Source organism: Micromonospora sp. NPDC005172 (assembly GCF_040608555.1).
GTDB lineage: Bacteria > Actinomycetota > Actinomycetes > Mycobacteriales > Micromonosporaceae > Micromonospora.
Map to the genome: position 1 here is coordinate 132,073 of NZ_JBEXIL010000007.1, position 20,544 is coordinate 152,616.

Here is a 20,544-nt window from a genome sequence, read left to right on the forward strand (position 1 = left end):
CAGTTCCGCCTGGCCAGGTCGGTGATCATGGGCCAGTGCCCGGGCATGGCATGACGAAAGGCCGGACCCGAACCGGGCCCGGCCTTCGCGTGCCGTCACGCGGACGGCTCAATGCTTGTGCTCGGCCAGCTGCTTGCGGACGTCGTCCATGTCCAGCGCCTCGACCTGCTCGATCAGGTTCTCGAGGGCGGACTCGGGAAGGGCGCCCGGCTGGGCGAAGACGATGACGCCGTCGCGGATCGCCATGATCGTCGGGATCGACCGGATGTCGAACTTCGCGCCGAGCTCCTGCTGGGCCTCGGTGTCGACCTTGCCGAAGACGATGTTCTGGTGCTTCTCCGAGGAGCGCTCGTAGACCGGGGCGAACCGCTTGCACGGACCACACCAGTCGGCCCAGAAGTCGACCAGGACGATGCCGTCGTTGCCGGTCACCTCGTCGAAGTTCGTCGAGGTCAGCTCAACGGTTGCCATTGCACTCTCCGATCACCTGCGGGTTGTCTGCGTCCCGTAGAACCAGGGCTGACCGTATCGAATTCCCGGGCGGCTGCGCACGAAACGTGGCCGGGGCTGCTCGGAGGCCGCGCAGACCATCGAACTGTGTCAGTTCATCTCGTCCTGCGGAACGCAAGTGCACGACGCACTTGCGTGACCTGCGGTAATGGGAGCGTTTCCAGGGAGATCCACCCGGTCGAGCGCTACGAATCGGTAACTTGAGCCCTGACGAGGAGCTATCCGGCCTGCGGAGATCGCTGATCAACCCCGCGTCCGTCACGGAGAGTATTGTTACAAAAAGATAAATGTGACCGCGATCTCTGTTGAAGCTACGGCACCGTAGGGCAGAATTCCTCACATCAGAGCGTGGGCGGCGGGTGCCGGGGAGGGCCCCGCCGCTCATTGCGTCTCCCCCCTGGTGAGTGACCGGTGTGACATTTCCGCCGAGGTCTCGCCCGGACCGTCGCCTTAACCACCGGTAAGGCATGCTGTGCCGAACTCCATCGCCGCCCGTCGAAGGGGACCAGGATGCAGTTCGGCCGCTACTACGAGGAGTTCGAGGTCGGCGCGGTCTACCGGCACTGGCCGGGCAAGACCGTCACCGAGTACGACGACCACCTCTTCTGCCTGCTCACGATGAACCACCACCCGCTGCACATGGACGCGCACTACGCCGCGACGTCCAGCCAGTTCAAGCGCAATGTGGTGGTCGGCAACTACATCTACTCCCTGCTGCTCGGCATGTCGGTGCCCGACGTCAGCGGCAAGGCCATCGCCAACCTGGAGGTCGAGTCGCTGCGGCACGTGGCGCCCACCTTCCACGGCGACACCATCTACGGCGAGACGACGGTGCTGGACAAGCGCGAGTCCGGCTCCAAGCCCGACCGGGGCGTGGTCTCGGTGGAGACCCGGGGTTACAACCAGGACGGGACCATGGTCTGCGTCTTCCGCCGCCGGGTCATGGTCCCCAAGAAGGAGTACGCGGCCAGCGCGGTGCCCGACGGGGTGGACCCGGAGCGGCCCAGCTTCCCCACGCCGCGCTGAACGCGCCCGCCGGGCCGCACGCCGGAGCAGGGCACCATCGGACAGCAGGTTCCGCCGGTGGAGGCCCTGGTCCCGTTTTCGGGGCTTATGCTGACGCCGGAGGTTCCGATGAGCCACTCCGTCGCTGGAGAGCCGCCCTCTGCCGGCCGCCGCGCCGCACCCTTGACCACCGCCGTCTACTCCGCCGCCGAGTGGGACCTGCTCACCAGCCTGCCCGCTCGGGTGCTCGTGGCCGCTGCCGCGCCTGGCACCGGCCGCCCGGAGCGCGGGGTGATGGCTGGTTTGGCCGGCCTGGACGCGGTGGCCGCCGGCCGCGGCTTCGACAGTGACCTGGTCCGGGCCGTGGTCGCCGCGATCTACGCCCGCCACGACGGCGCGCCCGCTCCGACCGCGCGCCTCACCGACCTGGTGGACCTGCTGGCCGCCTGTCGGGCGGCGGCCCGGGTGCTGCGTCGGCGCGCCGATCCGGCCGACTCGGCCGCGTACCGCCAGTGGGTGCAGTCGGTTGCGGCCCGCGTCTGCCGGGCGGTGCCCGGCCTCGACGGAGGTCCGGTCGGCCCTGCGGACCGGCGCTTCCTGGACCGGCTCGGTGACGCGCTCGGCCTGGGCTGAGATCGCCGAGCGTCCGGGTGCCCGTACTCTCTGCTGACCGTGACCGACGACCAGCTTGAGGTGGGTGTGGGCCCCTGGCCGGGGGACCTGCCCGAGGACCCGCGCTACGACCCGCAGCTGCTGGCCGAGGGCGACCGACGCAATGTCGTCGACCGCTACCGCTACTGGCGGCACGAGGCGATCGTCGCCGACCTGGACCGGCATCGGCACGGCTTCCACGTCGCCATCGAGAACTGGCAGCACGACTTCAACATCGGCACGGTGGTCCGCAACGCCAACGCGTTCAACGCCGCCGAGGTGCACATCGTCGGTCGGCGTCGGTGGAACCGACGCGGCGCGATGGTGACCGACCGCTACCAGCACGTCCGGCACCACGAGACGATCGAGGAGTTCGTCGACTGGGCGGCCGGGCGGCGGCTGCCCGTGCTCGGCATCGACAACCTGCCGGGCTCCCGGCCGATCGAGACCGCCGTCCTGCCGCGCGAGTGCGTGCTGCTGTTCGGTCAGGAGGGGCCGGGCCTGTCCGCCCCCGCTCGTGCGGCCTGCACCCGCCTCCACTCCATCGCCCAGTACGGCTCCACCAGGTCCATCAACGCGGGTGTGGCCAGCGGCATCGCCATGCACGCGTGGATTCGTACGCACGCCGGTCCACCCCCGGACTGACCGTCGCCCCCGGCGCGATCGGCGTTCCGGCTCGACGTGCCGGCGATGCGGGGTGACGGTGGGGATGTGAGTGTCGCGGTGACCGACTCCACTGTGGTTGGTGAATTCTTCGACGGATCGAAGCGCGTACGCCGGCGAGGCTCGGGGAATGTGGCTACATGCGATAGCCTGGCCGGCGAGTGCGGGTCACCTCCTCGCGGAAGACGTCGTCTTGCACGACCTGACCGAGTGGACTCCGCCCGAACTCGTGTACGGCGCACCGTCCCCGTACCTGTCCGGGAGAGCTTGACTTCTCTTCCGGGTTGACGGAGAACGGACGCAGATATTCACTGTACGACACCACACTGATACTCTGGGTGCCGCTGCGGTAATGGGACCCGGCGCCGCGCGAGAGGATGGCCCGCCATGGTCAAGAAGGTCCTCACCTGGGCCGGAATCGCATTCTTGATCTTCTTCGTCGCCTATCGGCCAAACTCTGCGGCCGATGTGTTCAAGTCGTTGGGCGGCGGGATCATGGACATTGCCCAGGGATTCGGCGACTTCTTCACAAGCCTCGTCGCCTAGCCGTCGATGGGAAGCCCCTCCGGTCCACCCTTCGACCCGGACGACCCCGACCGGGAGCGTCGCGAGCGCGACACCGAGCCGATCCCGCGAATCGGGCCCGATGACGGCCCGGGCTACGGAGCCGGCGCCGGCCTGTCCGACGGGCCATCCCTTTCGGACGATGTCGGCTACGGCGACGGGCCCGGCTATGCCGGCGAAGGGCGGTCCGGGCGAGCCTGGCTCCGTGATCCCGACGCGGCCAACCAGCCGCCCCAGATCTCCGAGGAAGAGCTGGCGGGGCTGCGCGCCGACGCCATGGGGTCGACACCCCGACGGGTTCTTCCGTTGGAGGACGAGCCCAGCTCGCTGGTCGCCCGCTACCTCTTCCCCACCGAGCGCTACCGGGGCGAGTGGAAGCGGCACTGGATCCACCTCACCAACCCGCTCCTGATCGGCGTCGCGGCGACCTTCGTGCTCGGCTACCTGTCGGGCTTCCTCGCCGGCAACAACGTCGGCGCGCTGACGACCATCGCAGTGCTGCTCTGGTTCGCCGTCATGGGCTGGGTGGCGTGGAAGGTCGCGGACTGGTGGTATGACCGGTTCATCCTGACCAACAAGCGGGTCATGGTGGTCAACGGCATCGTCACCCGCAAGGTCGCCATGATGCCGCTGGTCCGGGTCACCGACATGAAGTACGAGCAGACCCCGACGGGCCGGGCCCTCAACTACGGCACCTTCGTGCTGGAGTCCGCCGGCCAGGAGCAGGCGCTGCGGGAGATCAAGAATCTGCCCAACCCCAACGAACTCTATCTACGCGTCGTCGAAGAGATGTACGAGCCGCAGGCCGTCGAGGCGCGGTTGGGCAAGGAGGCCGACGAGGCCAAGGCCGACGACGGGGCGTGAAAGTTTTCGTCCGAACATCGGAGCAAGTGCGCACCTTTCGTCATGGACCAGACCGCCTCTGACGTGGCACTCTGCCAGGACGGTTTGGGTGCGGAGGTGTGTGGTGGCGAGCAGGGACCCGTTGGAGGAGGAGTTTCGCGAGTTCGTCGCGGCTCGCTCCGCCGCCCTGCTCCGCACCGCCTATCTCCTTGCCGGGGACTGGGCGACGGCCGAGGACCTGCTCCAGACGGCGCTGACGAAGACCTACCTCGCCTGGAAGCGGCTCGGCGGGATCGAGGCGGTCGAGCCGTACGCCCGGCGTGTGATGGTCAACACCTCGACGAGCTGGTGGCGGCGGCGCTGGCACGGCGAGCGCCCCACCGAAGTGCTGCCCGAACGCCCCGGCGTCGACGAGATCGAGCGGCAGCTCGACCGTGACCTGCTCTGGCGGCACCTCAAGGAGCTGCCCAGCCGGCAGCGGGCGGTGCTCGTCCTGCGCTACTACGAGGACATGTCGGAAGCACAGACAGCCGCACTGTTGGACATTTCCCCCGGAACGGTGAAGAGCCAGGCATCCCGTGCGCTGGCCACGCTGCGTCGACGCATGGGCACCGACACCCCCGATCTCGCCCCAGCGCCCCGGTCTGTCGGGAACGCCGCCAGCACCCGGCCCGGGCGGGACGCTGCTGTTCTCCGGCCCCGCCCGGGTGTCGATGCAGCCCGGTCCGGCCGAGGGCCCGGTGGTGCCCGGTCCGGCGCGGCCGGAGGTGTGTCGGGGTCCCTTTCCGCGGCGGTGCCGCGTCCCAGCACAGGTCGGGCCGAGCCCACGTCCGTCGCACCCCGCCCGCCCCGTCCGATCGCCCCGGCGGTCGAGCTGCCCACCGCTTCGGCGGCCGTGCCTGTCGGCACCGGCGCCGGAGATCAGCAGTGAGCGCATTTCCGCGGCGACCCGACAACCTGACGGGCGGTCCGCAGCGTCTCAACCAGGTGCGACGTGACCAGCTCGAAGGTGCGGTGCGGGAGACCCTCTCGCACCAGGTCGCCGTCACCCGTCCACTGACCGCCGACCCGGCGGGTCAGGCCATCCGCCGCGCCAACCGGATCCGTCGGCGGCGTGCCGGAGCCGGCGTCGCGCTCGGGGTGGTCACCACCGTGCTGATCGGCGCCGGCATGTCACACCTCGCCGACAACTCCGGCGGCGAGGGGCCGCCCATCGTCGTGATCGGCGACCCGGATCTGTCGGCTCGACCGCTCCCCTCGGTCAGCATCGCCCCGCCCCCACCGTCGCAGGGAGCGCCCGCCGACCTGATCCTCGCCGGCACCCTGATCGACGCCGACGGCAAACGGCTGCCGCTGCCCGGCGTCGGCTCCGCCGAACGCGCCCACCGGTTGCCCAATGGTGGCGGTCTCCTGGTGGTCGGTGCGCCCACCACGGCCGGGCGTTCCCTCTGGGTCGCCCAGGACGACGGCCTGGTGCAGGTGCTGCTGGCCGGCGCCGCCCAGATCGTCCTCGCGCCGGACGCGACCCAGGTCGCCTGGCGGGATGGCGGTGACCTGTTCGTGGCGGGAGTCGTCGGCACCCAGCTCATCGGCACGGTGCGCATCGCGGTCCCGGAGGACGCGCAGCCCGTCCGGTTCGTCGGCAACAACGTGCTGGTCCGGCTCGACCCGACCCGACCGGGTCACGCCATGTGGCGGCCCGGCGCGGAGAAGCTGACGGCGGTGCCCGAGCAGGACACCCTGGACGTGTACGGCGCGCTGCCCGACGGGCGGCTGGTGGGCCAGGTGGCAGGGAACTCCTCGGACGGAACCTGCCTGGCGTTGCTCGATCCGAAGCGGGCTCGGAAAGCGGTACGCGCCTGCGGCGCCCAGTTGAGCCCGGACGGCGCGGGCGGGATGTCCGACGACGGACGGTGGCTGCTGGTCAACGGAAAGGTCGGGATGGCCGACCGGTCTTTCCTGGTCGACCTGCAGCAGCTCGGGACGACGCTGAACGCCGTACCGGCCGGCCCGGCGCTGAGTGGCGGCATCGCCTGGACGAGTGGTTCGGACGCCTCCTACGTCGACAGCTCCGGTCGGCTGGTCCGGGTCGACGTCGAGCGGGTACGTGCCGGCGAACAAGCCGAGCCGGTGCCCGTGGCCGGCCTCCAGCCCGGTGACCGTCCGGTCCTGGTCAGCGGCTCCTGACCCGTCGCGGGTCCGTTCCCCGGGCCGACCGGTTCGCCGGACGGTTCGGGACCTCTTCGCCCTACGCGAGTCATCTTCGGGTCCGCTCGGTAGCGTCGGGACGTGACCTCGCGTACCGGCTCCGCGCCCCGGATCGACCTGCACACCCACTCGACCGCCAGCGACGGCACGCTGACCCCGGCCGAACTGGTCCGCGCCGGCGCCGAGGCGGGCCTGGACGTGCTCGCCATCACCGACCACGACACCACCGCGGGCTGGGCGCCGGCCGTACGGGCGCTGCCGCCCGGACTGCTCCTGGTCCGGGGCGCCGAACTGTCCTGCCGCTGGGCGGGCACGCAGTCGGCGACGCCGCTGCACCTGCTGGCGTACCTGTTCGACCCGGAACATCCGGAGCTGGTCGCCGAGCTGGCCCGGGTGCGGGCCGCCCGAGAGGAGCGCGGCGAGCGCATCGTGGACCTGCTGCGCGCCGACGGCATCGACGTGAGCTGGCCGGACATCCTGACCGGCGCGGCTGGCGGGACGGTGGGTCGTCCGCACATCGCGCAGGCGCTGATCCGCGCCGGCCTGGTCGCCGACACCCGTGCGGCGTTCGGCCCGGACTGGCTCGGTGAGCGGTACCGGCTGCCGAAGGAGGACATCGACGTCTTCCGCGCGGTCCGGCTGGTCCGGGCGGCCGGAGGCGTAGCGGTCTTCGCCCATCCCCGTGCCACCCGACGCGGCCGGGTCGTCCCCGACGAGTTGATCGCCGAGTTGGCCGCCGCCGGGCTGGCCGGGCTGGAAGCCGACCACGAGGACCACAGCCCGGCCGAGCGTGCGCACGTACGCTCGCTCGCCGCCGAGCTGGACCTGCTGGTCACCGGCTCCTCCGACTTCCACGGCACCCACAAGACCGTCCAGCTCGGCGCGTTCACCACCGGCGTCGAGGCGTACGAGCGGATCGTCGCCGCCGGCGTGACCGAGGTCGCTTCGGCCTGATCCGCGTATTTCGCCCACCACGGCGCGGCTAGGTTGCTCACGTGGATCTGAAGCTGTTCGGCGAGGTCTTCGTGACCCTGCTGGTGATCACCGACCCGCCGGGCATGATGCCGATCTTCTTGGCACTGACCGGGCCGCTGCCCGCGCGCGACCGCAACCGGGCGGCCTGGCAGGCCGTCGCGCTGGCCCTCGGCGTCATCGTGATCTTCGCGGTGGCCGGGCAGACCCTGCTCGACTACCTGCACGTGGACCTGCCCGCCCTGCAGGCCGCCGGTGGGTTGCTGCTCGTACTTGTCGCACTGGAACTGCTGACCGGCAAGGCCGACGACCCCAGCCAGCAGGTCACCTCGAACATCGCCCTGGTGCCGCTGGGCACCCCGTTGCTGGCCGGACCGGGTGCCATCGTGGCGACGATGCTCTTCGTCCAGCAGGCCGACGGGTTCGGCGACTTCACCGCCATCGCCGCCGCGATCCTCGCCGTCATGGTCGCGGTGTGGATCGTGCTGCGTTTCTCCGGCGGCATCGTCAAGATCCTGCGCCCCGGCGGGATCGAGGTGCTGACCCGGATCGCCGGCCTGCTCCTGGCCGCGATCGCCGTCCAGCTCATCGCCGACGCGGTGGCCGCCTTCGTCACGCACTACGTGAACATGACCTGACCGGCACACGCCGAATGTCGCAGGCGGATGGCAGGATCGCAGGCGTGCGACGAGCCTCTTCAGCCGGACGACCCGCCGCGGGCGGTCGGACCCCTCAGCAGCGTCCCGGTGGCGCCGAGCAGCTCGGCTTCGAGGGGATGCCGGAACGACTGTTCGTCTGCACCCCGAGCAAGCTCGGCGCGTACGCGGACTGCCCCCGCCGCTACCGCTACTCCTACGTCGACCGGCCCGCGCCGCCGAAGGGGCCGCCCTGGGCGCACAACTCGCTCGGCGCGAGCGTGCACACCGCCCTGAAGAACTGGTATGCGTTGCCCGTCGACCGACGCCGCCCCGAGGCGCTGGCCACCCTGCTCAAGGGCACCTGGGTCCGGGAGGGCTACCGCGACGACGAGCAGGAGCGTGCCGCCTACCGGCGTGCGCTGAGCTGGCTCGAGGCGTACGTCGAGACGTTGGAACCGGAGGCCGACCCGCTCGGCGTCGAGCGGGTGGTGGCGGTCAAGACCGCCGTACTGGCCTTCAACGGCCGCGCTGACCGCATCGACTCCCGCCCCGGGCCGGAGGGTCCGGAGGTGGTGATCGTCGACTACAAGACGGGCCGCACCGGGCTGGACGCCGACGACGCCCGCGGCTCGCAGGCCCTGGCCCTCTACGCGTACGCGGCCGAGCGGGTGTTCCGCCGGCCGTGTCGTCGGGTCGAGTTGCACCACCTGCCGACCGGTACGGTCGCCGGGCACGACCACACCGTCGAGTCGCTGGCCCGCCAGTTGGCCCGCGCCGAGGACACGGCTCGCGACATCATGGCCGCCGAGCGGGCCGTCGCCGACGGCGGTGATCCCGACGAGGCGTTCCCCGTGGCGCCCGGGCCGCGCTGCGGCTGGTGCGACTATCGCCGGCACTGCCCCACCGGGGCGCAGACGCCGGGCAAGGAGCCGTGGGCGGCCGTGCAGAGGTCCGCCGAGGGCTGATTCGTACCGTCGGCCGGTGCCCGAAGCAGGAGCGCCGGTGCCGGAACGCCGCCGGTCGGTCAGCCGGCCAGCGCGGTCGCGGCGCGGCGCGCGGCCCGCTCCTTGGCAGCCTGCACGAGCGGCCCCTCCAGGTAGCGGCGTGGCACCGCGCCGAGTGCCAGGCGCAGCGCGCGTACGGTGAGGTCGGCCGACAACTCGGTGGTGGGCAGCCCCAACCCGCCGTACATCCGCCGTGCCCACGGGGGCAGCAGCGCGAACGCGGTGCCGGCGATCCCGAGGTACGCCCAGCGCGGCGGGCCCAGGTTGAGGCCCAGCCGGGCCGGCAGGCCGAGCTTCCACGGCAGCGGCGGGGCGGTGAGGAAGATCGCCGTCTCGGCGGCTTCGCGGGTCATCCGCAGCTCGGGCCGGACGACACGGTAGTACTCCCGCACCTCGGCGGCGGTGCCCGGCACCGTGGCCGGATCCAGCCCGACGAGGGCGGCCGACCGACGCTGCTCGGTGTAGTAGCCGTCGACCTCGTCATCGGTGAGCGGCAGACCCGCCCGACGGGCGGTGCTGAGGAACGATTCGACCTCGGTGACGTGCACCCAGCGCAGCAGTGCGGGGTCGTCGATCCGGAATTCCTCGCCGGTGGCCTGGTCGACGGCCCGCAGCCGGGCGTGCAGCCGACGCAGCCGCGCTCCGGCCTGCTCGGCGTCGAGGGTGGTGCCGTAGACGGTGGTCGCCACGTAGGTGGCGGTGCGGACCAGTCGTCCCCACGCGTCGGTGCGGTAGTTGCTGTTCTGCGCGACGCCGGCCATGGCGCGGGGGTGCAACGCCTGGAGGTAGAGCGAGCGCAGGCCGGCGACGATCAGGATCGGCTCCTCGTGCACCTTCCACGTGACCGAACCTGGACCGAAGAGGCCGAGGTCATCGGAGTCCACCGACCAAGCGTGCCACGGCCACCGCGTTGGTGCCGGCCGGCGCGGACGGACGACCGCCCGGTCGATCTCGTCGCAGCGGCGCTGAACCTGAGCACCACCGCCCGCGTGTCTCTAGGGCGAGAGCCCGGGACGACCGGTGGCCGTACGTACGCTGTCGATCCCGTGACCGTGATCCGCCTGGAGGTGTCGATGTTCGAGGAGATCCTGGGTCTACCGGTACACGTCTTCGTCGTGCACGCGATGGTCGTCTTCGTCCCACTGCTGGCGGGGCTGGCCATCGCGTACGTGGGGCTGCCGCGCTGGCGGCACCGACTGGACTGGGCGCTGGGGATCCTCGCCGTGGTGACGCCGGTGACCGCCTTCGTGGCCGTCGAGTCTGGGGAGGCGTTCACCGATGCCCTGGTCGCCCGCGGCTACCAGGGGCAGATCCTCGACCAGATCTTCGAGCACTCGCGTTACGGCGACATCCTGTTCCGGATCGTGGTGCCCCTGGGGATCGTGGCCATCGCGCTTCTCGTGGTGACCAGCGGACACCGGCGGGTGCCACGGCTGCCGGCACTGGTGACGCCGATCCTCGCGGTGGCGCTCGTCGTGCTGTCCGTCGCCGCCCTGGTCTACGTCTTTCTGACCGGGCACTCGGGTGCCGAGGCGGTCTGGGGCACCACCCTCTGAGCGGTGCGGGATCGACAACGCGGATCGGGGTCAGAAGATGAGCCGCGAGCACAGCAGGCAGACGAGAGCCACCAGCACCACGCCGGCGGCGGCCCCGAAGCCGTAGGTGACCCGCTGCGAGCGCTGTTCGGCCGCGTCCAGGGCGGCCGTGTCCTGCGGCGGCAACCGTCGCGGCGGCGCCGGCTCCAGGTGGACGGGGGGACGCCACCCGGCCGGGGGCGGCACGCTCGGTGGTGGTCCGGTGTACCCGCTGGTGGGTGGTGTGGCGGGTGGGGGTTGATTCGCCGCCGGGCCGTCGCCGCTCTCGGGTCGGCGCCAGTGGTCGTCCGGGCTGCTGCCGGCGCTGGGGGTCGTCACGCCGTCCGACGCTACCAACGGAGCCGGCGGTCGGGTCGCTTCTGACCGGTGTGCCCATCCGTCGGCGAGCGTCCCGGGCGGGTGTGGCCTGCGCTAGTCTTGCCGCTCGTGAGCATCGAGGACCCCGGCGTGGCGAGCGTACGCGGCGATGACGACCGCACCGTCGACCTGAGCGACGACTTCGTGGTGCTGCCCGAGCAGACCTCGGACGACACGGACCACGGCTGGGGCGAGCGCAGCGACGGCAATGACGACTGGCTCCTCGCCCAACGCCCCCCGCACTGGGACTGAGCTCGGGCGGGGACCGCACGCGACGACCGGCGGCGGATCGCCGACAGGACGGCATCCGTTCGAACGGACACCGCCATGTCGTCGACCCGGTGTCGATCATGCGGCACGCCGCCGGACCTCCGGAGGCGTGCGCCGGAGGGTCAGGAGGTCGAGCTGGCCGTCTGCGCCTTGCCGCCGCTCGATCCGCCGGACGACGACGAGGACGACCCCGACGGCGAGGAGCCGGACGACGAGGACGACCCGGAGGACGACGACCCGGAATCCCCGCCCGAGGACGAGGTCGAGGTCGAGTCGGACTTGGCAGGCTTGCTCGCGGTGCCGCCGGCCGACGTCTCCGAGCCGGACGCGCGGGAGTCGGTGCGGTAGAAGCCCGAGCCCTTGAAGACGATGCCGACGGAGTTGAAGACCTTGCGCAGCCGCCCCTGACACGCCGGGCACTCGGTCAGCGGCTCGTCAGAGAAGGACTGCACCGCCTCGAGCTGGTGACCGCACGCGGTGCAGGCGTACTGGTACGTAGGCACGTTCTCCTCCGGTGTCTGGGCTCGGCCAGTTGGCACTCGACGTATTCGAGTGCCAATGGTGCGTCATTCGGACCGGGTTCGTCCAGCGGACGTGTGGGGCGCGACACTCTGCGCCGTACCCAGGTCGGCGTCAAGCGTACGCATCCCGCCGGAGGGGGTGACGACCGCGCGGACCGGACGATCGTGCGGCTCTGCCGGCAGCGCCTCGACCAGCTCGCCGTCGTGCAGGGGCACCACCGTCAGGCTCGCCGCCGGTACCCGTGCCAGCGCCCGGTCGTACGAGCCGCCGCCGCGGCCCAGCCGCCGGCCGCGGTGATCGACGGCTAGTGCCGGCACGACCACCAGCTCGGCGTCGGAGACCGCGTGCACACCCAGGCGCGGGCCGATCGGCTCCCGGATGCCCCGGCCGGCCGCGGCCAGTGCGTCCGGACCGGTGTACGCCGCCCAGTCCAGATCCAGATCGGCGCGAAGTACCGGAAGGAGCAACTCGGCGTCGGCCGGTAACGCCCCCCGTAACACCTCGGCGAGGTCGGCGCCGCCCGGCTCGGTGCCGACCGGCACGTACGCCGTCATCCGGCGCGGGCGCAGCCGGCGGACCAGGGCGACCAGCTCGGCCTGGACGCGTACGGCCGATTCGGCCCGCGTCGCGCCGTCCATGGCCCGACGGCCGGCGAGCAGCCGCACGCGGGCGTCCCGCTTGGTCACTCGGGTCACTTCCGCTTCATCAGAAAAATCTGGCACGCAACACTCCTGACGCAACGCCACTCCCACGGTTGCTCTGTGTCAGCATCGCAAGCAACGGAGGCGGAACTTCCGGGGGGACCGAGTGACGCTACGCGGGCGGTTGACGGCAGCCTTCCTCGTGGTGGTGCTCGGCCCGGTCCTGCTCGGCGCGTTCTTCGTCGCCTCCACCGTCACGGCCGTCGACCGCACCCGGTCCACCGAACGGCTCGCCGTTGCCGCGTCCACGGTGCGGACCTCGGTCGACGCGCTCTGCCAGCAGTTGCGCGCCGCCGCCGACGCGGTCGCCCTCACCGGTGATCCGGCCGTCGTCGCCGGCCAGCTCGTCGGCCGAGGGTTGGCCGCGGCCGTGCTGATAAGCGACGTCAGCGGGCGGGTCACGTACGCGTCGCCCGGCGCGCCGACGACACCCTGGCGGGACTGCTCGGAGTCGACCGCCGCGACGTCCGGCCCGGTCCGCGCGCTGTCGGCCCGGGTGGACCGCCGGGACCCGGCCGGCACCCTGCTGGGCAGCGTGGCCGCCGCGCAACTTGTCGACCCGGCCTTCGTGGCCCGGCTGGCGGCGGTGAGCGGAGTCGCGGTCACGCTGCTCGACGGCGGCGCGAGCGCCGCCCGGTTCACCCACACCACCGAGTCCCGCGAGGTACGCGACGCGGTGCTGTCCGCCGCCGGCCACACCACCGGGGAGCGGGTCACCGAGACCACCAAGGGCCGGTACGTGCGGCGGATCGGGCCGTCCGCGGGTCAGCCGCTGCCGCTGGTGCTGTCGGTGCCGAGCACCAGGCCGCCGGGGCTGCACGTGACGCTGGCCGGCGTGGTCGTGCTCGCCGGGCTGCTCGCCGTGTTGACCGCGTGGCGTCTCGCCCGGGTGACCACCCGACCCCTGGTGGAGCTGGCCGGGGCGGTCGACCGGGTGGCGCACGGCGACCTGACCGCCCGCGTGCCGGTGCGCAGCCGCGACGAGCTGGGCCGGCTGGCGGCGGCGTTCAACCGGATGACCCGCGAGACCGGGTCGTACGTCGCGGCGTTGACCAGCAGCCGTGACCAGCTACGCGGGCACCTCGCGGTGCTCGGTGACACCCTGGCCAGCACCCACGACCTGCAACGCATCCTGCGGGTGATCCTGCACAGCGCCATCGCGGCCACCGGCGCGCGGGCCGGCGCGGTGCTGCTGGTGGAGACCGGCGGGGTGCTCGTCGCACAGTGCAGCGAGGGCCTGGACGGGCGGTGGCCGACACCGGACCCGGACGGCCCGCCGACCCTGCGGGTGCCGGTGGGCGTCGGCGTGGTCGGCGCGGTGGCCGCGACCGGCGAGCCGCAGCGGGGGCGGGTGGAACCGACCGACGTCCCGACCGGCGAACCGAGCTGCCGCACCTACGTGGCGGTCCCCTTCGCCGCCCCGGGCGGCACGACGACCATGCCGGGTGGTGGGCCCACCATCACGGGCGACGAGAGGACGGTGGACGAGGCCGGGGCCCCGGCGGTGGCGCTCGGGGTACTGGCGCTCTACGACCGGGTGGGCGCGGACGAGTTCGACGACGACGACCTGGTCACCCTGCGGACCTTCGCCGGGCACGCGGCCGTCGCGGTGGAGAACGTGCGGGTGCACGAGGAGGCGCAGCGGCTCTCCCTGACCGACCCGCTCACCGGGCTGTGGAACTACCGCTACCTGCGCGAGTCGATCCGGCGGGAGGTCGAGCGGGCCAGCCGGTTCGGCCGGATGCTCAGCGTCCTCGCCCTCGACCTGGACCGCTTCAAGGACGTCAACGACACGTACGGGCACGCGGCGGGGGACACCGTGCTGGCGGAGTTCGCCCGGCGGGTACGCGGAGAGATCCGGGAGGTGGACCTGGCGTTCCGGCAGGGCGGTGAGGAGTTCGTGCTGCTCCTGCCGGAGACCGACGCCCGGGGCGCGGCGATCGTCGCGGAGCGGCTGGGAGCGGCGGTACGCGAGACACCGATCGCCGTCGAGGCGTACGCGGGGCCGATCGTGGTCACCGTGTCGGTAGGCATCGCCGTCTATCCCGACCACGGCAGCACAGGGCGGGAGGTGCTGGAGGCCGCCGACGACGCCCTCTACGTGGCCAAGGCCGCCGGGCGGGACACCTACCAGGTCGCCGAGGCGCGCCCCGACGTGCCGACGCGGGAGATACCGGTGCCGGCCGGCGCGGTCAGCCCACCCGACGGACTGCCGCGGGCGGGTCGACAGGTGCAGGTCCCGCGGGAGCCGGGCGGCCACGCCCGGTCGGAGTCGGCTGTGGGCGTACCGGAAACGAACCGTTCGGGGCCCGCGCACGCCCGGCCGGATCCCGACGACGGCCCGGCGGACGCGGCGCGGGCCGGCCCCGACGCGGCCCGACCGGGGCCGGGTGGCGGCGCGTCTTCTGGGCCACACCCGCCGCGGCAGAGCCGTGGCCGATAGTCTCGCGGCATGTCGGAGCACTCAGCGAACCCCTCAGCGACGGTCGCCGCAACCGGCCGTCCCCTGGCGGTCAAGGCCGTCATCCCGGCCGCCGGACTGGCTACCCGCTTCCTGCCGGCCACCAAGGCGGTTCCCAAGGAGCTGCTGCCGGTCGTCGACCGGCCGGTGTTGCAGTACATCGTCGAGGAGGCCACCCAGGCCGGCATCGGCGACGTGTTGCTGATCACCGGTCGGGGTAAGACGTCGATGGTGGACCACTTCGATCGACGCCCCGACCTGGAGACCAGGCTGGAGGAGAAGGGCGACGCCGAGCGGCTGGCGGCCGTGCGCCGGCCCAGTGAGCTGGCGGAGATCTACACCGTCCGGCAGCCGGAGCAGCTCGGGCTCGGGCACGCGATCGGGTACGCCGAGTCCCACGTCGGCGACCAGAGCTTCGCGGTGCTGCTCGGCGACGAGTTCGTGAAGCCGTCCGAGCCGCTGCTGCCGGCCATGCTGGAGTTGCAGGCCCGCACCGGTGGCGTCGTGCTCGCGTTCTTCGAGGTCGACCCGGCCGACACCAAGCGGTACGGCATCGCCTCGGTCGAGCCCGCCGAGGCCGACCTGACCGACATCGGCGAGGTCGTCAAGGTGACCGGCATGGTGGAGAAGCCACAGCCGGAGGACGCGCCGAGCAACCTCGCCGTGCTGGGTCGGTACGTGCTGCCGGGCACCATCTTCGACGCGATCCGGCGGACCAAGCCGGGCAGTGGTGGCGAGATCCAGTTGACCGACGCCATGGAGTTGCTCCGCACCGAGGGCACCCCGGTGCACGCGATCGTCTACCGGGGCACCCGCTACGACACCGGCATGCCGCTGGGTTACCTCCAGACGGTCGTGCAGATCGCCGCCGAGCGCGAGGACCTCGGCAGCGAGTTCCGCTCCTGGCTGGCCGAGTTCGTCAAGGCCGACGCGGCAGGCGGATCTGGTACATGACAGCGACGGCCGACGCCGAGGCGGCCGCGAACGAGTTGACGCCGCTCGCCGACTACCTGGGCAGCGTGCTGCGCAGGTTGCGAGCGCTGCCGCCACTCGACCTCGACCTCACCCAGGCGCACGGCAACGTCCTCGCCGAGGACGTCGTCGCGCCGCACGCCTTCCCGGCCTTCGACCAGGCGGCCGTGGACGGGTACGCGGCCCGCTGGGAGGACATTTCCGGAGGGGGCCGGGGCCCGAGCTACGTCCCGGCCCCCTCCGGCACGCCCGGCGGGCGGAGCATCCGGCTCAACGTGGTCGGCGACCTCGGCGCGGCGAGCTGGCGGCCGGTGCGGCTCACTCCGGGCTCGTGCTTCTCGGTGGCCGCCGGGGCGCCGCTGCCGGTCGCCGCGGACGTCGTGGTGCCGGTGGAATGGACGGACCAGGGCATGGCCGCCGTGGAGATCTTCCGCAGCCCCAAGCGAGGGTACGGCGTCCGCCGCGCCGGTGAGGAACTGCCCGCCGGCACCCTGCTCGCCCGTGCCGGCACCTACGTCTCCCCGGCCCTCGTCGCGGTGTTCGCCGCCACCGGCATCGGCCACGTCGTGGTGCGGCCCAGTCCACGGGTGGTCATCGTGGCCACCGGCGACGAGTTGGTCGACGTGGGCCGCGGCAGCCAGCCCGGTCAGGTGGTGGACGCCAACTCGCACGCGCTGACCGCCGCCGCGGCCGAGGTGGGCGCGCTCGCGTACCGGGTCGGCATCTGCGACGACGACCCGGAGGGGCTGCGCGGGCTGCTGGAGGACCAGACCCTGCGGGCCGATTTGATCATCACCACCGGTGGCACCGGCACCGGCCCCGGCGACATGGTCCGGCGGATCCTGTCCCGCCGGGAGGGTGGCCGGGCCGGACCGGTGACCTTCACCGACGTGGCGCTCTATCCCGGCACCGCCCTCGGGTTCGGCACCGTCGGTGCCGAGGAGGTACCGGTGGTCTGCCTGCCCGGCGACCCGGGCGCCGCGCTTATCGGCTTCGAGGTGCTGGCCCGCCCCGCCATCCAACTGCTCGCCGGCGCCGAGCCGGTGTTCCGTCCCAGCGTCCGGGCGCATCTGCTGGAGACCGTGTCGTCCCCGGGTGGGCTGCGCGAGTTCCGGCCCGCGCACGTCGCCGAACGACGCGGCGGCGGTTACACCGTGCAGCCGCTGCGCGGGGGGCCCTTCACCCTCTCCGGCCTCGCCGAGGCGAACGGGCTCCTGGTGCTCGGCGAGCGGGTCACCACCGCAGCCGCCGGGTCCACCGTGGACGTCCTGCTGCTGGACCGCCGTCGGTGAGCTCAGCTCGTCGGCGGGATCTGGTGGGTCCACTTGCGCGCGCACCGGTCCCGCGCGGGAGACTGTGCGGGTGAGTCTCTTCGGACCAGTCCGGGCGCCCGGATGGCCGGCGGTGCTCGTCGACGGCCCGGTGTTGTTGCGCCCCTACCGGCGCTCCGACGCGGCGGCGTGGTCGGAGGTGCGTCGGGCCAACCAGGCCTGGCTGGCCCCCTGGGAGTCGTCGCTGCCGGGCGGCTGGGACGAGCTGAACTCGCCTGCCACGTTCCGCTGGGTGCACCGTGACCAGCGGCGCTCGGCACGCGAGGGTGAGGGGATGCCGTTCGCTGTCTGCCTGCGGGAGGCCGACCGGGACCGTCTGGTCGGGCACCTCAACATCGGCAGCATCGTGCGCCGCGCCTTCTGCTCCGGTTATGTCGGCTACTGGGTCGACGCCCGGGTCGCCGGCCAGGGTGTCATCCCGACCGCGCTCGCGCTCGCGGTCGACCACGCTTTCGGCCCGGGTGGGCTGCACCGCGTCGAGGTCAACATCCGGCCGGAGAACCGTCCGTCGCGGCGGGTGGTGGAGAAGTTGGGCTTCCGCGAGGAGTCGTACCACGTGCGCTACATGCACATCGACGGTGCGTGGCGTGACCACATCGGATACGCGATGACGAGCGAGGAAGTCGCCGCCGAGGGCGGTCTGCTGGCCCGTTGGCACCGGATCCGCGCCACCGCGCGCTAGAGGCTGTCCCACGGACGGGATCGGCGCGGCGTGGCGGCAACCCGGTCGGTGCACCGTAACCTCAAGTAACTGCAAGCTGCGGCAAGCGCTCACCGGCCGGACGATCCACGCACACAGGCGTGATTGGTCAAAGATCCTGCGGTCGGGGAGCGGTTGCTCCGAATTCGGTGACGGGAGGGGTGAGGGTGCCGACCTCGGTGCTCCTCGCCGTCCTCGCCGCCGCCGGCCTGCTCGCCCTGGCTCCGGCGCTTGTTCGTCGGTACGACGCCACAGAGCGGCTGGTGGCGGAGCGGGCGCAGTCGACGGCGCGGGTGCTCCAACGCCGTCGGCGGCGTCGCACTGTGCCGGGACGGCAGCCCGTCCACCCTCCACGCTCGCTTGTCGTCACCCTGAGTGAGGACGCGACTACGGGGAAGTTGGCCGTGCCGGTCTCCGCGCCCCCGGCCGCCCGCCGATCCGGACGGCTGCGCGCCGTGCCGCCGGCGCCGAAGCGTCCCCGCCGCCGTCCACCGCGCCGGCAGCACGCCCCCGCCGTGTACCGGCGACGCCGCGTGCTCGCCGCGCTGCTGCTGCTCAACGTCGTCGAGTTGATCGGCGTGCTGTTCGTCAGCCCCGGCTTCTGGATCGGCTTCTCGGTCACGTTCATGCTGCTGGCCGTGTACGTCGTACACCTGCGTCGGCGGGCCCTCGCCGCCCGTCGCCGGCGTCGCGCCCGGGCCCGGGAGGCGGCATGGCTGGCCGCCCGGCAGGCCGAGGTCCGCCGCGAACAGGCCCGTCGCGCGGCGGCCCGCCGGGAGGCGCAGCGTCGTCTGGCGGCCCAACGCGAGGGGGTACGCCGAGCCGCCATGGGTCTCGACCGGCCCTCCGACCTGCCGGCGGCGGTCAACGGCGGCTCGGTCTCGTACCGCCGCTCGGGCGGACTGCGCGGTCGCCCCTACGAGGCCGGCCGCGGCGCCTGACCGCGCTTGCCGGGCCTGGCCGGGCTTTTCGGGCCTGGCCGGGCTTGCCGGGCCTGACCGGGCTTGCCGGGCTTGCCGGGCTTGCCGGGCCTGGCCGGGCTTGCGTCGGCCCTCGACGGGGCCCCGTCGGGGGAGCTTGATCGAACCCAGATCACCGATATGGGGGTGTCACCGCACGATGATGCCCCCACGTCGGCGATGTCGAGTCGATCAAGGCCGTGCGAAGGCCGGCCGAGCTTGATCGACTCGGCTTCCCGGAAGGCGGGGTGTCCGGGCGTCCGGGATGGCCCGACTTCCTGGATGTCGAGTGGATCTCAGAGCTGGCCGGGCGGCGCACCGGGGGTGGATTCGCGGTGGAGGCGAACGACCTGTTAGCCTTGCTGCCGGCCCGCCCGGTGCAAGCCGGGTGGGACCGAAGCCGGTTAACCGGTGGGGGGCTGTGGCGCAGACTGGTAGCGCACCTCGTTCGCATCGAGGGGGTCAGGGGTTCAAATCCCCTCAGCTCCACCAAGAAACAGCAGGTCAAGGGCGGGTCTCCGGAAGACGGAGACCCGCCCTTGATCATTTGTCCGCTGCTTGTCCGCAGGACGGCGCCGTCGCGACCCGGTCCGTCTTGCTGGGGGTGCGTCAGGCGCTGGTGCGCGCTGGGTCGGAGGAGACGCGGTCGTCAGATCGCGCCGTCACCAGCGCCACCTGTCAACGTCAGCGTGAACCGATCCGGCCGACCTGCGATAGCCTGACAACAATTCAACATTCGTTTCCTTGTGGAGCCAGCCGCCCAAATCCTGGGAACGGGCGGACGGATTGCCGACGCCTACCTGTTCACGCCGGTATGGAATACTATGTCGGTGATCGATCTGTCGCTCTACCAGGCATTCGTGTTGGCGGCCGTGATTCTGGTGATCGTGCCGGGACCTGACATGGCATTCATCATCACGATGGGTGTCAGCGGCGGCCCGCTGGCCGGATTCGCCGCCGCGCTGGGCGTGGCGGCCGGCCTCGCCGTGCACGCGGTGGCGGCCATCCTCGGCTTCGCCGCGATCTTCGCCGTGGCACCGTTCCTCTACGACGTGATCCGCTGGGCCGGCGCGGCCTATCTGGTCTACCTGGCCGTCAAGACGTACCTCGAACGCAACGAGACGGCCCTGGCCGCGCCGGCCGGCGAGGCGGGCGGCGTGAACCGCTGGGTGGCGTTCCGCAAAGCGGCAGTGGTCAACCTGCTCAACCCGAAGGTGATCCTGTTCAACGCCGCGTTCCTGCCCCAGTTCGTCAACCCGGAACTCGGCAACGTCGCCGGCCAGTTCCTCATCCTCGGCCTGACCCTGGTGGTCATCGACCTCCTGATCGACGGCGTGATCGGCCTTGCAGCCGGGCACGCGGGTCAGTTGCTGCGCCGCAGCCGGCGGATCATCAAGGCGCTCAACGTGGTCACCTCGGCGGTGTTCGTCGGTCTGGCCCTTCGGCTGATGCTGGTCCGGGACTGACCTACGGCACGGTGTGACGGCCTGATCACCGGGAACGCCGGTATGGTGTCCTGGTGACATTCTTCGTTGTCTCGCCACCATCCGCGAACCGGTAACGACACCTTTCCAACCCGGCTCCCTCTTTCCTGAGCCCGGGTGCGTTTGTGGTGCCC

General features: G+C 72.0%; 24 protein-coding genes, 1 tRNA gene and 1 pseudogene. 21 read left to right on the forward strand and 5 right to left on the reverse strand.

The genetic code is table 11. The annotated features are described in order from the left end of the window. Positions 1–108: 108 nt before the first annotated feature. Complete coding sequence (gene trxA, locus ABZV06_RS07195; RefSeq protein WP_124771302.1) at positions 109–471, reverse strand: thioredoxin; 363 nt, start codon at positions 469–471, stop codon at positions 109–111. A gap of 549 nt (positions 472–1,020) precedes the next feature. Between trxA and ABZV06_RS07200 the strand changes: the two genes are divergently transcribed. The 11 genes from ABZV06_RS07200 (at position 1,021) to ABZV06_RS07250 (ending at position 9,019) form a co-directional block, all read left to right on the forward strand. Continuing rightward, the gene (locus ABZV06_RS07200) at positions 1,021–1,536 is read left to right on the forward strand and encodes a MaoC family dehydratase (protein ID WP_355244479.1); all 516 of its coding nucleotides are present in this window, start codon (positions 1,021–1,023) and stop codon (positions 1,534–1,536) included. Between the two features lie 87 nt (positions 1,537–1,623). Further along, positions 1,624–2,148 (forward strand): hypothetical protein, encoded by a 525-nt coding sequence (locus ABZV06_RS07205; RefSeq protein ID WP_355619359.1) that lies wholly within the window; start codon positions 1,624–1,626, stop codon positions 2,146–2,148. Between the two features lie 39 nt (positions 2,149–2,187). Continuing rightward, positions 2,188–2,811 carry an RNA methyltransferase gene (locus tag ABZV06_RS07210; protein ID WP_355244484.1) on the forward strand — a complete coding sequence of 208 codons (624 nt, stop codon included), beginning with the start codon at positions 2,188–2,190 and terminating at the stop codon, positions 2,809–2,811. 91 nt (positions 2,812–2,902) lie between these two features. Further along, positions 2,903–3,100: a DUF6758 family protein gene (locus tag ABZV06_RS07215; protein WP_355244611.1), complete on the forward strand. Its 198-nt coding sequence runs from the start codon at positions 2,903–2,905 to the stop codon at positions 3,098–3,100. A 116-nt stretch (positions 3,101–3,216) separates the two neighbouring features. After that, positions 3,217–3,375 (forward strand): hypothetical protein, encoded by a 159-nt coding sequence (locus ABZV06_RS07220; protein WP_007455302.1) that lies wholly within the window; start codon positions 3,217–3,219, stop codon positions 3,373–3,375. 6 nt (positions 3,376–3,381) lie between these two features. After that, a complete protein-coding gene (locus tag ABZV06_RS07225) occupies positions 3,382–4,257 on the forward strand; it encodes a PH domain-containing protein (protein ID WP_355244487.1) in 876 nt (291 codons plus the stop codon). A gap of 103 nt (positions 4,258–4,360) precedes the next feature. Next, positions 4,361–5,167, forward strand: coding sequence for a SigE family RNA polymerase sigma factor (locus ABZV06_RS07230; RefSeq protein ID WP_355244490.1), 807 nt, complete (start codon positions 4,361–4,363; stop codon positions 5,165–5,167). After that, positions 5,164–6,423, forward strand: coding sequence for a hypothetical protein (locus ABZV06_RS07235; RefSeq protein ID WP_355244493.1), 1,260 nt, complete (start codon positions 5,164–5,166; stop codon positions 6,421–6,423). Before ABZV06_RS07230 ends, ABZV06_RS07235 begins: the two co-directional genes overlap by 4 nt. Before the next feature lie 102 nt (positions 6,424–6,525). Then, positions 6,526–7,398, forward strand: a complete 873-nt coding sequence (locus ABZV06_RS07240) for a PHP domain-containing protein (RefSeq protein ID WP_355619362.1) — start codon at positions 6,526–6,528, stop codon at positions 7,396–7,398. A gap of 41 nt (positions 7,399–7,439) precedes the next feature. Further along, positions 7,440–8,054: a MarC family protein gene (locus ABZV06_RS07245; RefSeq protein ID WP_355244498.1), complete on the forward strand. Its 615-nt coding sequence runs from the start codon at positions 7,440–7,442 to the stop codon at positions 8,052–8,054. Positions 8,055–8,191: 137 nt separating this feature from the next. Further along, positions 8,192–9,019, forward strand: coding sequence for a PD-(D/E)XK nuclease family protein (locus ABZV06_RS07250; RefSeq protein WP_355619426.1), 828 nt, complete (start codon positions 8,192–8,194; stop codon positions 9,017–9,019). A 59-nt stretch (positions 9,020–9,078) separates the two neighbouring features. Here ABZV06_RS07250 and ABZV06_RS07255 read toward each other — a convergent pair whose 3' ends face one another. After that, positions 9,079–9,942: an oxygenase MpaB family protein gene (locus ABZV06_RS07255; protein WP_355619365.1), complete on the reverse strand. Its 864-nt coding sequence runs from the start codon at positions 9,940–9,942 to the stop codon at positions 9,079–9,081. 189 nt (positions 9,943–10,131) lie between these two features. Between ABZV06_RS07255 and ABZV06_RS07260 the strand changes: the two genes are divergently transcribed. After that, complete coding sequence (locus tag ABZV06_RS07260; RefSeq protein ID WP_355619429.1) at positions 10,132–10,614, forward strand: DUF2231 domain-containing protein; 483 nt, start codon at positions 10,132–10,134, stop codon at positions 10,612–10,614. A 30-nt stretch (positions 10,615–10,644) separates the two neighbouring features. Here the strand turns inward: ABZV06_RS07260 and ABZV06_RS07265 are convergent, their stop codons facing one another. Next, complete coding sequence (locus ABZV06_RS07265) at positions 10,645–10,971, reverse strand: hypothetical protein (RefSeq protein ID WP_355244504.1); 327 nt, start codon at positions 10,969–10,971, stop codon at positions 10,645–10,647. 108 nt (positions 10,972–11,079) lie between these two features. Between ABZV06_RS07265 and ABZV06_RS07270 the strand changes: the two genes are divergently transcribed. Together ABZV06_RS07270 and ABZV06_RS07275 are read left to right on the forward strand one after the other, a co-directional pair. After that, positions 11,080–11,262 (forward strand): hypothetical protein, encoded by a 183-nt coding sequence (locus ABZV06_RS07270; protein ID WP_355244507.1) that lies wholly within the window; start codon positions 11,080–11,082, stop codon positions 11,260–11,262. A gap of 75 nt (positions 11,263–11,337) precedes the next feature. Next, on the forward strand, positions 11,338–11,628 hold the full coding sequence (locus tag ABZV06_RS07275) for a hypothetical protein (protein ID WP_355244622.1): 291 nt from the start codon (positions 11,338–11,340) through the stop codon (positions 11,626–11,628). A 14-nt stretch (positions 11,629–11,642) separates the two neighbouring features. On the opposite strand, the pseudogene ABZV06_RS07280 reads toward ABZV06_RS07275, so the two are convergent. Further along, positions 11,643–11,819, reverse strand: a pseudogene (locus ABZV06_RS07280) (FmdB family zinc ribbon protein); the annotation flags it as partial. Between the two features lie 27 nt (positions 11,820–11,846). Beyond that, positions 11,847–12,524, reverse strand: coding sequence for a 5-formyltetrahydrofolate cyclo-ligase (locus ABZV06_RS07285; RefSeq protein ID WP_355619368.1), 678 nt, complete (start codon positions 12,522–12,524; stop codon positions 11,847–11,849). A gap of 85 nt (positions 12,525–12,609) precedes the next feature. On the opposite strand from ABZV06_RS07285, the gene ABZV06_RS07290 reads away from it, so the two are divergent. From ABZV06_RS07290 to ABZV06_RS07320, 7 genes are all read left to right on the forward strand, one after another. Then, positions 12,610–14,946, forward strand: a complete 2,337-nt coding sequence (locus ABZV06_RS07290) for a diguanylate cyclase (RefSeq protein WP_355619371.1) — start codon at positions 12,610–12,612, stop codon at positions 14,944–14,946. Positions 14,947–14,955: 9 nt separating this feature from the next. Continuing rightward, the gene (locus ABZV06_RS07295; RefSeq protein ID WP_355244516.1) at positions 14,956–15,918 is read left to right on the forward strand and encodes a UTP--glucose-1-phosphate uridylyltransferase; all 963 of its coding nucleotides are present in this window, start codon (positions 14,956–14,958) and stop codon (positions 15,916–15,918) included. Then, the gene (gene glp, locus ABZV06_RS07300) at positions 15,915–17,228 is read left to right on the forward strand and encodes a gephyrin-like molybdotransferase Glp (RefSeq protein ID WP_355244519.1); all 1,314 of its coding nucleotides are present in this window, start codon (positions 15,915–15,917) and stop codon (positions 17,226–17,228) included. Before ABZV06_RS07295 ends, glp begins: the two co-directional genes overlap by 4 nt. Positions 17,229–17,298: 70 nt before the next feature. Then, positions 17,299–17,949 carry a GNAT family protein gene (locus ABZV06_RS07305; protein ID WP_355619374.1) on the forward strand — a complete coding sequence of 217 codons (651 nt, stop codon included), beginning with the start codon at positions 17,299–17,301 and terminating at the stop codon, positions 17,947–17,949. A gap of 179 nt (positions 17,950–18,128) precedes the next feature. Further along, positions 18,129–18,908, forward strand: coding sequence for a hypothetical protein (locus tag ABZV06_RS07310; RefSeq protein ID WP_355244525.1), 780 nt, complete (start codon positions 18,129–18,131; stop codon positions 18,906–18,908). Between the two features lie 433 nt (positions 18,909–19,341). Then, positions 19,342–19,418: transfer RNA gene (locus ABZV06_RS07315), tRNA-Ala, on the forward strand. A 254-nt stretch (positions 19,419–19,672) separates the two neighbouring features. Beyond that, positions 19,673–20,392 (forward strand): LysE family translocator, encoded by a 720-nt coding sequence (locus ABZV06_RS07320; protein ID WP_355244528.1) that lies wholly within the window; start codon positions 19,673–19,675, stop codon positions 20,390–20,392. Positions 20,393–20,544: the final 152 nt, after the last annotated feature.